11 protein-coding genes are annotated in these 13,090 nt (G+C 55.7%); 3 read left to right on the top strand and 8 right to left on the bottom strand.

The window, feature by feature from the left end:
- The 6 genes from EOB49_RS11230 to EOB49_RS11205 form a co-directional block, all read right to left on the bottom strand.
- Complete coding sequence (locus tag EOB49_RS11230; RefSeq protein ID WP_127381002.1) at positions 1-789, bottom strand: hypothetical protein; 789 nt, start codon at positions 787-789, stop codon at positions 1-3.
- A gap of 19 nt (positions 790-808) precedes the next feature.
- Complete coding sequence (hxsC, locus tag EOB49_RS11225; protein WP_127381001.1) at positions 809-1,969, bottom strand: His-Xaa-Ser system radical SAM maturase HxsC; 1,161 nt, start codon at positions 1,967-1,969, stop codon at positions 809-811.
- Between the two features lies 1 nt (position 1,970).
- Positions 1,971-3,428: a His-Xaa-Ser system radical SAM maturase HxsB gene (gene hxsB / locus EOB49_RS11220; protein ID WP_127381000.1), complete on the bottom strand. Its 1,458-nt coding sequence runs from the start codon at positions 3,426-3,428 to the stop codon at positions 1,971-1,973.
- Positions 3,421-3,753: a His-Xaa-Ser system protein HxsD gene (gene hxsD, locus EOB49_RS11215; protein WP_127380999.1), complete on the bottom strand. Its 333-nt coding sequence runs from the start codon at positions 3,751-3,753 to the stop codon at positions 3,421-3,423. Before hxsD ends, hxsB begins: the two co-directional genes overlap by 8 nt.
- Positions 3,753-4,013 carry a hypothetical protein gene (locus tag EOB49_RS11210; RefSeq protein ID WP_127218519.1) on the bottom strand — a complete coding sequence of 87 codons (261 nt, stop codon included), beginning with the start codon at positions 4,011-4,013 and terminating at the stop codon, positions 3,753-3,755. Before EOB49_RS11210 ends, hxsD begins: the two co-directional genes overlap by 1 nt.
- 154 nt (positions 4,014-4,167) lie before the next feature.
- On the bottom strand, positions 4,168-5,832 hold the full coding sequence (locus tag EOB49_RS11205) for a RecQ family ATP-dependent DNA helicase (RefSeq protein ID WP_127380998.1): 1,665 nt from the start codon (positions 5,830-5,832) through the stop codon (positions 4,168-4,170).
- 185 nt (positions 5,833-6,017) lie between these two features.
- Between EOB49_RS11205 and EOB49_RS11200 the strand changes: the two genes are divergently transcribed.
- A complete protein-coding gene (locus EOB49_RS11200) occupies positions 6,018-6,503 on the top strand; it encodes a hypothetical protein (RefSeq protein WP_127380997.1) in 486 nt (161 codons plus the stop codon).
- Positions 6,504-6,593: 90 nt separating this feature from the next.
- Positions 6,594-7,625: a DUF4238 domain-containing protein gene (locus EOB49_RS11195; RefSeq protein ID WP_127380996.1), complete on the top strand. Its 1,032-nt coding sequence runs from the start codon at positions 6,594-6,596 to the stop codon at positions 7,623-7,625.
- An 81-nt stretch (positions 7,626-7,706) separates the two neighbouring features.
- Here the strand turns inward: EOB49_RS11195 and EOB49_RS11190 are convergent, their stop codons facing one another.
- Positions 7,707-10,382, bottom strand: coding sequence for a DUF927 domain-containing protein (locus tag EOB49_RS11190; protein WP_127380995.1), 2,676 nt, complete (start codon positions 10,380-10,382; stop codon positions 7,707-7,709).
- A gap of 416 nt (positions 10,383-10,798) precedes the next feature.
- On the opposite strand from EOB49_RS11190, the gene EOB49_RS11185 reads away from it, so the two are divergent.
- Positions 10,799-11,248 (top strand): hypothetical protein, encoded by a 450-nt coding sequence (locus EOB49_RS11185; RefSeq protein ID WP_245472638.1) that lies wholly within the window; start codon positions 10,799-10,801, stop codon positions 11,246-11,248.
- On the opposite strand, the gene EOB49_RS11180 is transcribed toward EOB49_RS11185, so the two are convergent.
- Positions 11,241-12,938: a DUF6538 domain-containing protein gene (locus EOB49_RS11180; RefSeq protein ID WP_164781645.1), complete on the bottom strand. Its 1,698-nt coding sequence runs from the start codon at positions 12,936-12,938 to the stop codon at positions 11,241-11,243. The genes EOB49_RS11185 and EOB49_RS11180 overlap by 8 nt on opposite strands.
- Positions 12,939-13,090 lie beyond the last annotated feature (152 nt).

Genomic DNA, 13,090 nt, shown 5'->3' with positions numbered 1-13,090 from the left:
TCAGCGGCGTTTTCTGCCGCCGCTCTTGGCTTTGGGTTGCTTCCTGCTCACGCCGCTCATGGGCTTTGGCGTTATCACTGCCCCTAATGGCCATACAGCCAAGGAGGTTTTTCCGGGAGACTTAAATTCGTTGATCGGCCATTTGCGCAGATCGGGTCTGCAAGCCTCGTGCATGGATTTCCTCTTTCGGTCGGCCCATAAGGTAGGGCGAGCAGGAAAATCACAACTGCCCTCTGCGTGATTCTCATAGAATAGGGGGTGAATCTGTTGATCGGTCACTTTGGCGAACGTGTCCCAACACAAAATGACGTCTGAGCGCCTCATTTTCCGGTCTAGATAGTGGTAGTGCCAACCGAAATGGTCATGGTGTTCGCGCTTCAGGGGATGGTCGTCACCAGACACAGTGATCAAATATGCGACAAGATTCTCGTCGGAAATGACGAATGGCGAATAAATGGTTGGTTCTAAAAACCCGAGATGTATCGGTCTTTGTTCCAATCGAATCGCAATTGTGCCAAGGCTCCAGAATTCTCCTTCCTGCAAGGGCGCGCACAGTGCGTCAAAATGCTCTTCCCGGCGAAGCCGATTGAGCGCATCAAGGTGCTCCCGCAGCTCAGATACCAGACCGTTTAACCTGTGCTCTACCACCCATACCGGCGGATTCGGCCACTGAGGCGATTCCGCCTTCCACTCGAACGGGAGGTGCAGGTCAAATTGTCTCAACTCTCTGGATTTGGCCTTAAGGAGAAGCGCGATTTCATACGCGTCTCTTCTGACCGCGTTTTTCATCCAAGGCTGCTCCGGGAATTCACTGGAATGGCGAGATGTGAGAGCTTCTTGCGAGGGTGCTGGACGAAAAGAAGCCACCACACTCGCTCCGTCTGGAGCAACCTTTGCACTCGCCGACGTATTCGTTTTTCCAATCGCTGATCGACCGCTTCGCGTACTTATGTATCGATCCGTCGATTAGGCAAAGCTGGTGGTTGTACACCGAAACATTGATCCTAGCGGCCGCCAAATATTGCACAGCTGCCCGCAACTCGTTCCGGTAGTCGTACGGGTCCATCCAGAGCTTATCCATATTTGCCCTTGTGAAGCCAGTGATCTCCAGCCCCATGAACGTCACGTGGTCTACGAAGGTGAGGTTTCTAAAAATGAAATCTGACAGGTCGGCGAGACCTCCATAGGTCTGCTTGTGCACGACAACTCGTATCTCAACCTCAGCCCCGACGGACTTCAGGTTCATGATCCCGCGGATGGTCTCATCGAAGGCGCCTTTGGATTGAACGACATAGTCGTGCACTTCCGGGTCCGCTGAGTAGATCGGTATGCCAACGGAAAGACGAGGATGCCCGATTGCTTGATAGCGATGCGAGAAGGCCTTGTCCTTAAATGTCCGGCCATTGGAAAGAATATGAACCGGCGTTGAAGGAAGGTGGTCACGAGCTGATGACAAAATGTCAAAAAAGTCCTCACCCACCAGCGTCGGCTCACCGCCAGTGATCCCGAGAAACGGGGTCGTTGCGGGCAGCAAGGGCAGCACATCCAAAATCTCCCGCGCCAACCAGCGATCGTCGACGTCTTTGGGTGGCTGGGAGCACATCAAGCACAGGTGGTTGCACCGCTCCGTTACGAGGAAATAGTTCGCGTTGGCATCCTTTCTGAACAGGACACGAACTGCCTTCCGATCCGGGACAAAGCGGATAACGTCTCCCTCGCTGAGGTAGTCGAACTCGTGGGGCAGAACGACCAGTCGTCGGTCTGAAAACAGTCGCTCAGCTTCCGGCCGATGCTCCTCAAAGGTGACAACCCACTGGCATTCAGAATGAAACGCCTGCCCCTTGAAAAGATACGCATCATGCTCCGGGTTAGACGCTTGATCAGCTTGGCCCGTCACGAGCCTAAGTGCCACTCGCTGTGAGAAATCACCGACTCTTGATGACGCAGCGAAGCCACTCAGTCGCAACATCCTAATTCGCCCAACTTAGAAAGAGTTCTCGGGCGGTAACGTCCCTCTCCATAAGGTCGATCAGCCTCTTGAAGATCGACATGTTGCGATTGCAGAATCCCGACCGCGTTTTGAGGCCAACAAAGTCGCCCTGCGTTGCGGTATGGAACACTGGATCAGACCCACAAAAAGGCTCGTAAGCGCAGTCGGCGCACATCGGAGCGGACCCGGCAAAGGACTGCTCAATAGGATCGAGGAGAGCGTCAGACCCGAAAATCTCACCGTAAGTGTTTTCGTGGACATTCCCGAGCAGAAATGTCTTGTCGCCCATTTCGGCCAACATTCGCGCTTCGTCGGACGCGTAGACGCTGGCGTCATAGTTGTAGACGACCGCAGAGATACCGATACCTGCCGGGCTCATTAGATCCACATATCCCGGCTCGAAAGGCGTGAGCATTTTTGTAAGGATGGTGGCTGCGTAAAACTCCTTGAAAGGAATGCCGTTCCGATTCAGTTCGAGGATGTAATTCAGCCCGTCGAAGTAGAAGTCGAGCCAGCGGTCCACGTCATAGGCAGCGTACGATTTCGTCTTGACCGCGAAGCCGTAAGGAGAAAGCGGCCGAAGGAATATTCCGGGGAAGTCTAGCCGCACGTATTCGTCAATTATCTGGCGCACCAATGGAAGGCTGGCTTTGGTCGTCGTCATAAGTGCGCTGACGCGTTCATGGCCGAGAGCCAGTCTGGCCTTGTGGATACCTGCCACAGCCAGTTCATAGCTGTTCTTTCCCGGGCGCGGTCGATTGGTATTGTGAAGAGAGGCCGGACCATCAAGTGACGTAGAAATTAGGACGCTGTGCTCGCGGCAAAACTCCAAGATTTCGTCCGTAACGACGGCGAGATTCGTCGTGATAACGAATTGCAGCGACCGCCCGGCGACCTTGTTGATCGCTTCAGCCCGATGCACGACGTGTTGGATCAACGAGAAATTCAGAAGCGGCTCGCCGCCTTGGAACTCGATCTTGATAGCCGGACTTGGAGACTGGAAAATGAGCGCCAGCGCCTTCTCGGCAGTCTCCTCTGACATATCAAAGGCTGAACGATCTTCGCTTTGGCGAGATACCTGACAGTAGGGGCAGGAGTGCTCGCAACGCAGCGATACGACCATAATGTGGAGCGAGGTGAAGTTCTCAAGCCTTTTTGCTTTGGTCCGAACCTTCAGCGCCAGCAGCTCCTTGCCGATACTGGAGGATGCATCAAAGAGGAACTGCCTGCTACGCAGGCGGGAGTAGGAGGGGTGTGTGCTGGGAAGCTCGTGGTTGACAAACGCAGCCAGCACGGCGCGCGGCAATACCAGATATTCGCCCGCTTGGTTGGTCAGCACATACCGCTCGTCGTCCAACGGGGAAAAACGGAAGTACGCGAGCTGGTACGTGTCGTCCAACGGTCGTTGGAACTCAGCTGCCGGAGCAAACTTAGTCATCGGACTTTAGGCCCGATCTGGAAAACGCCAGCGCCAGTATCGCGTTTCTAACAGTGGCGGTTTCGGCGGCGATGCTGCTACGCAGGTCCTGATCCAAGACCTCTAATCGCAGCCTTTCTATCGCTGCGTCGGCCGAAGCTCGCACGGCCGCCTTACTGAAGTTGATCGTGCATACTGCGAAGCCGCCTTCGATCGTGATCTCAACCGAAGCGTTGCCGGTTACCCGATACGCTGCGCGCTTCACGCAGTCGAGGCTGAAGACTGACAGATCAAACTTGACTTGGGCAGTCTGGACGAGCTCGCTCTCGCGAGAAGTGTCCGCCATCAACAATAGCTGTAGCCAGAGCAGTGAGACCCGTGACTAGCATGGCTCGAATGGCTGGTGTGGTACGCCATGATAACGTCGGTACCATTTGAGCGATCGAGCACCTCACCGTAGCCGAGGTCCGCCGGAACAGTGCCAGCTTCAGCGAGCTTGGCCGAAGGCTGATTTGCCGATTCGACAAGGACTGCAGCCTGAACTTGGCCGCCGAGAATCATCGTGGCCGACAAGGCCATTGGTGACAGGAAATTGCGCTTCGACATTGTCCAAACCCCCGTTTGTACGGACTCATTAGCAAAACGGGCCAAGCCGGGCAAGTACCGATTGTGGAGAAGTGCTTAAGAGATCACTAAATGCTCAGACCAAATACTGTATTGTGGTGATGACGGGGTTCCGTCTTCTGAGCACAATCGATTGTCATTTTCGTCCTAAACGCGGGAATTCACCGCTCATAACCCGCGCAACATAAGCTATCGCGCCGTGCTTTTTGATTGTTGCAGCGTCGCAGCTATCGCAGCAAGCGGTGTGGTGGGTTCTCGCCGCACGTGTTCCAAAAACCCGTTCAAGGATCCGCTCTGCAAGGCTCAGTTTGGGCCGTCCCTCGCTATCGCCGAAATAGTTGCGGATCGACCCACGAAAACAAGAAGTCGAGCGGAGTATCCCGGCTACTTGATCAATGTTCCGGGTCCGCTGCTCCAGCATGACCGCTCTTTGGTGTTCATCCCCCGGTGCATTCGAGACAGTCATCTCGGCCATAAATTTGAGGCGTCCTGTATCACCTCGGCCCTTACCGTCGTGGAACATGACCGAGACAGACGGCTTCCCATCTCTCCCAGCGCGGCCAAACTCCTGCAATAGGTCTTCAACAGATGCTGATTGTTGCCAGTGCACCACCAGCCGCACGTTAGGAACATCGAGGCCCATGCCAAAGGCGTTGGTGCAGACAATCTGATCGACCACAGGGCGGCTCTGCCCCAAGAATCGCTTCACCAGTTCCTGCCTCTCCCATGCGGTTCCCAGCTTGGAATGATAGAATGGGATGTCCAGCCCCATCGTCGACAAAGCAGTCCGTAGTTCGTCGCCTACTTTCACCGTAGGGACGAAAATCATCGCCTTCTGCCCCTTCAGCTGGGGCAGCGTTAGCATGGATGCGATCTCCTGCGCCCGCTGTTCAGATCGACAAAGCCGTCGCAACATCGCAATGTTTGGCCTATCCACATCGCGGACGAACACCTTTGCGTCCGGGATTCCAAGCGAGGCGAGAATCCGGTCCTGCATTTCCTTTCCAGCGGTAGCTGTGAAAGCCAAGACTGGGGGAGCACCGAGCTTTTCCCGAACCTCGCGCAAGCGCCCGTACTCGGGGCGAAAGTCCTCACCCCAGCGGTCAACGCAATGCGCCTCGTCTATGATCAGAAAGGATGGCTCACTCCGCTTGAGTTGGCTGCGCTCGGCGTCGCTACGAACAAAGAACCGCTCCGGCGCCACATAGAGGAGCTTTATGGCCTTGAGGCCAAGCAGAGAAAAGCGGGTCTCCTTCTCTTCGCGGCTGAGATCACTGTTGATGAACGTTGCCGGTATTTTCTTGGCTAGAAGATCGGACACCTGTTCGGACATCAGCGCCTTCAACGGAGAAACAACAAGGGCGACGCCACGCCTAAGCACCGCGGGAAGCTGAAAACATAGGGTTTTGCCGGACCCTGTAGGACTGACGACTAACACGGATTTTCCTGAAAGCGCCGCCAATATGATTGGCAACTGACCGTGACGAAATCGCTGCAGCCCGAACAGGCGTAGAGCAGGCCCAAAGTTACCCGTCGCTTCGGTCAACACTCCTTCGCGGTCCAGCCATTTCGCGAGCCGCACAGCCCATCTCTCGATCGCCCGTCTTGCGAGACCACCGGCCAAGTTTGGATGATGGCGCGCGTGACAGCCATCGCAGAGCGTGACCAAGTTCGACATTTCGTCGGTCCCGCCCATCGAGCGAGGGAGCAAATGGTGGACGTCTGCATCCGCCGACTTCAGCCTGATGCCGCAAGACACACAGCAATAGCCGTCACGGTGCAAAACCTGCTGCCGGATCATGGGCCAGCTAATGGATGGCACGTTCAGATCAAACTTCCCCAATTCTAGCCAGCAGGGTGGTCCCCCCTATGCATCTAAAGCCTACGCGTAATAGTGAGGGGCCACAGTTAAAACTGAGTGTAGGAAACTATTGACAGGTTTGGCGGCCGGAGGCATTTCCGTCTGGTTAACGGGGTTTGTGCATCATGATAAAATTGATTTCAGCATTATTAGCCGCCATTTTCCTCGCCGTTTTACCGGCAGCGGCAGAACCTAAATTCGGCGACTATCCCACCAAAATGTACCTCAAAGGGAAGCCAGTCCTGCCAAAATTCGCGGGCTCCGCTGCTCAATTCAAAACGAGGATTCGAAACGGCATGAAGTCCGGCCCGAACTACGGCGGCCACTTTACCCTGATCGAAATCGGCTGTGGCACGTCTTGCATTTTCGCGTTTCTGACCGATAGCCGCGATGGGAGGCTGGTCGATTTCCCCCTCGGCGGCGAGGACAACTATCAGCTTCAACTCCACTATGGTATCGACAGCACTCTCCTGCAGGCTGACTGGATGGACACCAGCAACGACAAGTACGACACCTGCGTTCGGCGCTTTTACGATGTCGGATCAGGGAATCTGACAAAGGTCTCTGAGATCACATACTCGATCAAACCGTTCTCGTTTTGCGGCCAGTGACAACGGATCGGGTCGCGCGTCTCAGGGCAGCCTTCAACTGGAGTTCGCGCATTAATGGCAGGCGGGAGATCGATTTGCTAAATTGCGAGCATGGCGGCCGAGAATCAACATTACGTCCCTAAGTTCATCCTGCGTCAGTTCCTTTCCGACGAGAAGAACGAGCGGGTCTCGGTGTTCGACAAACACACGGGGAGAACATTCGTCACGTCGATCAAAAACATGATGGCGGAGCGCCGGTTCAACGATTTCACATTCGACGATGAATGGATGGCGTCCTTTGAGCCGATCGCTTGTGCTGCCGAGCACCAGATTCAACCAAGCTATGGAAAGGTGTTGAAAGACCGACGGCTCGACAACAGCCCCGAGCAGAAGGCCGCGTTGGCGATGATGCTAGCGTTTCAACTGTTGAGAACTAAGGCCACCCGCGATCAAAGGCGGGCAATAGAAGAAGCGCTCGTCAAGAAGGTCGAAGAAAGTGGCGGGAGAATGCAGGATGTTCGCGGGTGGGAAGACTGGCAACCTATGACCGAGGACAGGCTCAAGAGAGAACATCTTCTGAGCATTCAGGGCAGCATCGGAGACTGCGCCCAAATCATCGCCGCAAAAGAATTTGTGCTGGCCGAGGCCGCGCCGGGGCGCAGCTTTTATCTAGGAGACCATCCAGTTTGCCTTGCAAACGCGCTTGATTTTGGTCCGCGAGGCAATCTCGGTCTAGCTGTCAAAGGAATTCAAATCTACATGCCGCTGGCATCGGACCTTATGTTTTGCGCATTCTGTCCATCGATCATCGAAGAGCTGAAAGAAGCCCACAAGCAAGCGAAGCAGGCTCGGCAGGTCCAAGCCGTGGCGCGCGTGATGAAAGGTGAACTTTCGGCGGCTGAGATGAGGCAGTTGATGGATAGCGCCAGAACCACAGAACGACCAGCCGAGGAATTGATTGCAGCGCCCACTGAGGGACGGCCCATCTCATCAAACGACGACAATATGGACTATTATAACTCTCTGCAAACCTCATATGCCTATCGCTACATCGTGTGCCAGCAGGCGGACTTTGCGTTGGCGAAAACGTTCAATAGCGAGAACCCCGACCTGAAGCGGGGGCGCAGAATTCAAGTCGGATAGCGACATCTGGTGATGAGGAGCGGCCAACCAAGTCGGGGGCATGGGTATTGCCAAGACCCATGCCCGGTATCCAGCGTCAGTTCAGAGGCCGAGCGCGGCCAACCTGATGGCAAGGTAACGGGACCGAGGTAACCCACGCTGCTTCACTATGCTGCTCCTCGCTCCTGTTCCCCCATCCAGCGCCGTCAGATCGACCAGTCTCTTCATGATGATGTGTTCGAGGCACCAATCATTGTCGACAAGCCTCCGGAGGGCGTCGTATTTGATGTATAGTCGGAGCCCGTCCTTTTCGTCGCGCCGAAAGCCGTCGGTTGCTGCCGAAGCATCGGCTGGAGCCCCTCCTTTCGTTAGCAAGGGGTAGTGCTCAATCCCGGCGATGAACCGGTCCCAAGCCTCGTCATCGCGGCTCGAGGCCGAGACAAACTGGCCGATGACCAAGTTGTAGAGCCGGACCAGCGAGTTCTTGATCGTTTCGCGGGACAGAGGAATCAAACCAGCCCCCGAAGCGACATCGCCAGCAGCCAAGAGCAGGCAGAAGTGCTCAGCGATACGGCGATGCGCGCCGTCACTAGCGTCGATCGACTCCATGAAGATAAACCTATGTGCCGCCACGGAGAATTGCAGCGCTGGCAACCGCATAGACGACACGTACTCGATCCAAGCAGGGAAGATCGTGCCGTGCTGCCTCTCTAGAAACGACTGAAGCGTGGCTGCCAAGGCCGAAGGAGTGTCGGTCGGCCGCCTTCGGTTGTAGATTCCCCCATCCTCCCGTTTCGGTACAGGTACATCTATCAATCTGACGGCATCACCGTCCTGATATTCCAGATTTCCTTGACCGAAGAGTTCCGACATCGGCTTCTCGCTCGAGAGAAGAGGTATGCAAAACGATGCCGCTCTTAACCCGGTGGTGGCGGGGTTCTCACGGCCTTTGCCGGTCACTGCGTTGAAGACAGTCGTCTGTATCTTTTCGGCGACCTTCGGACCCTTCTCACTGGCAGCCTTCAGATCGGCAAAGGGGATTGCCAACCCGCCATAGCTTGTGAGTTTGTTCGTTAGTGTGGCCTGTGCCGTGTTGAAATTGAAAAGGGAACGCTCACTGGCTTTCGTGAGCAGAGATTGCGCCAAAACAAGCGCCGTCGTTTTGCCAGTGGAACTATCGCCCGCAAGGTTCAAGCCGAACGATTCGGACCGCCCAAGTCGAGACGCCATACTCGGCAAAAGCGCCGCGAGATATCCAAGAACGAGGTAGTCGGACCTCACCAGCAAAGGGCGAATTCCAGACAGAAACTCCCGCTTGGTGCCGCTCACGCTTCGTGCAACAGTCAAGCTCGGGTCCAGCTTTACCCTATCGGTGTGAGCTGCGCTTCCGAACACGCCGAACGGACAAATGAAAGCGTCGCCAATCCAACCGCCCTGCCGAACCACGCGGATTTCTCGTGCAGTGGTGTCGTCAAGTATAGCGTCACATCTGTCCTTGAAATTCTCGGGCAACAATGCACCCCGCTTGAGGAGCGCTGCCTTGGCATGGCCAGCATTGGAGAACGTAGCCCTCGGAACGACAACCTCGCCAACGCCTCTACGGAGACTGAACTTTAGCGAGAAGTGATACTCGCCCTCCGGCTCGTGAATCTCGACATGTTGCAGTTTGAGAAAGCGCTTCGGTCGAGAGACTGCTGTCCCAGATGTCGAGGCTGGTTTGCCCCGCGCTTCCTGAGGTGTGCCCTGTGTACCCATGGTAATTTTTCCTTCGATTGGAGTGTTTGAAGTGTCTGTGCACGGGGGCACAGGCATATTTGAAGTGGTGCTTGGTTGATGTGTCAGGCGAGGTTGTGGAGCCCAATTCCCGGCCCGTAGTGTTGCTACGATTGCTCCGATCAGGTTACCCACAACCTCGTTGGGAGGCCTCTTCTCGGCATCGGCAGGGTTGTTCGAGCCATCTTCGACTTGCGACTTTGCCGACATCGATTTCACATTGGGAGTCAGCTCGAACCTTCCGTGCTTGTACTGCATCCCAGCGAACGCCAGCCGTCCTGCCGTTCTGTTGGGGCCGAGGTTGCAGATCAGCTCGCCAAGCTCTCGCCGATTTGGAAACTGCCGTTCCTTTCTGGGACCGAGGCCGTGATATGAATACTTCCAAAATGGCTGCTTCACCGTGTAGGTTGCGGCCTTGCAGAAATCTTCCCACCCCGCTTTGACGGCCTCGACTCTCAGTTCAGTAGCTACAGTGCGGTCGAGGTCAAACCCGCGAGCGCACTTCTTAATTTGCTCCTCAGATCGCCCACTAATCATGAAGTGCAGATGAAACGGCTTGCCTGTTGGTTCGTTATCGTTGGTGCGCCAGACCGTCTCGATCGCACCGATTAGCATCAGGGGATCAGGCGCCCTGACGCGATGTAGCCGCTGGATGAACGCCTTGATCGAGTGATGAGAGCCGAGTTGTCCAAACGCTCCGACATCGCCGGGCTTTTTCGTCCAACCCCGCATGTATGCCGTGACGAAGAACCACTGGTGTTTGTCGAGTCGCTCTTGGTCTAGGAACTCGACAAAACGAACTCGAAGTGCACGGATGCACAGGGGGCACAGGCCCGAGTAGCAACGTTTCTTGGGGCTGCATTTTTCGGCGAGATAGTGGTTGGTCGTCGGAGCTGCGGCCAACGCCTCGCGCCGGTAGTTCTTGCAAGCCTTGATGGATTCAAAGTTCGGGGGCAGGATTTTCTGCGCCTGTGCCCTGTGCACCTTCGAAGGACGCGCGTTCATTCCGCACCTCCTTTGTCGGACGAACGCAGCAGGCGCCACAGATGAGGGAAGTCGGGCTGGACAAAAAACGCGATCGGACCAAGGATGGCTTGATCCGACCCAGTGTTTGGTTTTGGCATAGCTTCGCTCTCGGTTTGAGAGCGGCGACGAGGAGGATGGGGATCTAAGCACCAACTGACCATCGCCACTCCCGATTGAAGGGTGTGGATTTGATCAGATGATCCGCAATTGCGGCGGGGCCGTTCCCCCTTGGACTGCGGCAGTCCGTTACCGGAGGCCGAGCTCGCTATCTGATTAGAAGGCTTTAAGGCTTCTTCTTTGTACAAGGGATTTAGTTGTGCCCTGTGTATCCTGCAAGGGGGTCACAAACATATTTCGCTTGCCCTTTGGCGGGCGGCATCTTGGGAATGTTGGCAATGCGAGTGAGACTGCCTGAACCTGTTGCAGCTATTTACAGGGCCGTGGAGCTTTTGGAGGCTTGCTATCCGGGTCGAAAATTTACGCCGGATGGGCATCTCGTTGGATCGATAGGAGAGGTGGTCGCCGCCGAGGCGCTTGGACTTACGCTATATCCGGGCTCTCACCCCGGTCATGACGCCTTCGACACAGATGGCGATGTCCAAATCAAGATGACCGGAGCCAAATCGATTTCGCTTTACGACACCTGCAACCGGCTCGTGGTTTTGCGCGTGGTTTCGCCTGAGTTTGCCGAGATCGTGTATGACGGGCCGGGCGAGCCAGCTTGGGAAGCCGCGGGGCCGGTTCAGAAGAATGGGCAGCGAGTGATCCGACTTAGCAAGCTTCTGGCGATAGCCAAGATGACTGCGGCCGCAACAGAATCGTCGGTCGAGGAGATTGCTATCTAACCACTTCATTGATTGCCGCGATTGAATAGAAGGGTAGTTTTGAGATTTGTCTTGCCATGGTCTTAAGTGTGACCTCGCCGTAGGTGTCGGCGACCGTTCGAGCTGCCTGACCCTGTATCGCGTCTAGAATGCGGGGAGGGATACCGGCTTCCATGCCAACGGTTTTGAAGCGGTGACGCCAGCCGTGGTTGGGCGCCACATTCGGATCTGGCACGAAGGTTCGGCCGAATTCGGCGAGCCGGTTTTTCAAGCCGCGCAGAGCCCCGCGGATGTTTTCAGACGGATCGACCTTCAAAAAAAGATGTCCGCTTGGCGCCTCTTGTATAAAAGCAGGGAATCCAAGGTCGATCACCTGCTGATGAAGGGGAACCTCCCGAGCTTCATTGGTTTTGACCGTTCCAGCCTCAGGGGTAATGCGAATTACCCAGAAGTCCCCGCGCAAGGATACATCCTGCTTTCGCAACTGGGCCAATTCGCCTACGCGAGCACCTGTGAACGCGCACAGCCACGGTATCCAGCGCTTCGCCGCAAATGTCTTCGGGTTCTCCTGCCCTCGCGGATGAGATAGCGCGCCAGCAAGGATCGTTTGGGCCTCTTCATCCGAAAAGCCCTTCGATCTATGGCGAGCAGGCTTCCCGACCTTCAAGGTCACACCGACTGCCGGGTTATGGCCCACGAGACCGTTGGCGACCCCCCAGCCGAAGACGACTTTCAGAGCCGAGAGATTGCTATCCTTAAACGTCTTGGCGGAAATTATCTTTCCGGTTTTCGGCGACGGTGTGCTCAGTCGGTGATCTTTGAAGGCAATAATATCCTTGGCCGTAACCGTCGATGCATCGTTGTGTTTCAGAAACCGAGCAAGATAGGCAAACGCATCTCTGTAGCTCTCATAGGTACTCGGTTTTCTGCCCGCTGCCTTGCTCTCCTTCCACCAGCCGTCCACGAGCCCAGTCAAAGTCACTGTGTCAGTGCTCTCCTTTGTCACGGCCGTCCTACGCGACCGACTGTCGGTTGACTGAGTATCTGCCGAGAGATGAAGCCACTCAGGCTCCTCTCCGGGCTCAAACTCGCCGCCTTCAAGCCTTTGCAGCGTTAAGCTGGCTCTCTGCAGGGCGGCCCCCACTGCACGTGCCGTCTTGTCGATACTCCACGAATCGTCGCTGAAGCTATTGCCAACAAGAATGTCCTTTGCACGGCTGACGCACCCGGCCCGCATCGACTTCCAGAGCACGTTTTCTATCGGCATCTTTCCCGGAACGGGATCTGCGATACCTTCCACGCCCGGAACAGGATCAACTGAGGGCAGGGGATACTTTGTCCACATGCCTTCGTAGAGATCGGTGTGCCAGTGAAGCTGTTCGCTCGGATTGTCGCGGAACCTTGCAATCCATTCGTCATGGACGGTTCGGGCAAAAACATGCGCCTCACGGTCTGTTATGAGACGTGGAGTGCCCTCAATGCCACCGTCCGGGTCGCCTCTTCGTGTGAGGCTGCCTCCGAGTCGTATCCGCGCCCACTCGCGCTCAAATTCAGCGAGCACCTCGATAAATTTCCGCTTGGCCTCCTCGGGGTCTTTTGTACCAAGGGTCTTGATGGCTTCCTTGCGACCCGTCAGCGCGGTTATGTCCGCTGGTACTCGCTTTCGGAACCAGTAAACGCCGGTCTTAGGATGTTTTGTTGGACGGCTCATCGCTAGAACCATGTGTAACACCTATGTGTAGCACTCGGGTAGCCCTAAGCATATAATTTTGCTGGTTTTTCAGCTGCATCAACACCTTAGGTGGGTGATGGTGCCCAGAGGCGGATTCGAACCACCGACACGCGGATTTTCAGTCCGCTGCT

The organism is Mesorhizobium sp. M7A.F.Ca.MR.148.00.0.0 (genome assembly GCF_003997735.1).
Taxonomy (GTDB): Bacteria; Pseudomonadota; Alphaproteobacteria; order Rhizobiales; family Rhizobiaceae; genus Mesorhizobium.
The sequence above is the reverse complement of the archived record's forward strand: the minus strand, read 5'-3'. Positions and strand labels throughout refer to the sequence as shown.

Coding starts and splice junctions, on each gene's coding strand:
- EOB49_RS11210 (WP_127218519.1), bottom strand. CDS start 4,013: ATGTCGAAGCGCAATTTCCTGTCACCAATGGCCTTGTCGGCCACGATG.
- EOB49_RS11185 (WP_245472638.1), top strand. CDS start 10,799: ATGCGAGTGAGACTGCCTGAACCTGTTGCAGCTATTTACAGGGCCGTG.
- EOB49_RS11195 (WP_127380996.1), top strand. CDS start 6,594: ATGGCGGCCGAGAATCAACATTACGTCCCTAAGTTCATCCTGCGTCAG.
- hxsB (WP_127381000.1), bottom strand. CDS start 3,428: ATGACTAAGTTTGCTCCGGCAGCTGAGTTCCAACGACCGTTGGACGAC.
- EOB49_RS11180 (WP_164781645.1), bottom strand. CDS start 12,938: ATGAGCCGTCCAACAAAACATCCTAAGACCGGCGTTTACTGGTTCCGA.
- hxsC (WP_127381001.1), bottom strand. CDS start 1,969: ATGTTGCGACTGAGTGGCTTCGCTGCGTCATCAAGAGTCGGTGATTTC.
- EOB49_RS11190 (WP_127380995.1), bottom strand. CDS start 10,382: ATGAACGCGCGTCCTTCGAAGGTGCACAGGGCACAGGCGCAGAAAATC.
- hxsD (WP_127380999.1), bottom strand. CDS start 3,753: ATGGCGGACACTTCTCGCGAGAGCGAGCTCGTCCAGACTGCCCAAGTC.
- EOB49_RS11205 (WP_127380998.1), bottom strand. CDS start 5,832: ATGATCCGGCAGCAGGTTTTGCACCGTGACGGCTATTGCTGTGTGTCT.
- EOB49_RS11230 (WP_127381002.1), bottom strand. CDS start 789: ATGAAAAACGCGGTCAGAAGAGACGCGTATGAAATCGCGCTTCTCCTT.
- EOB49_RS11200 (WP_127380997.1), top strand. CDS start 6,018: ATGATAAAATTGATTTCAGCATTATTAGCCGCCATTTTCCTCGCCGTT.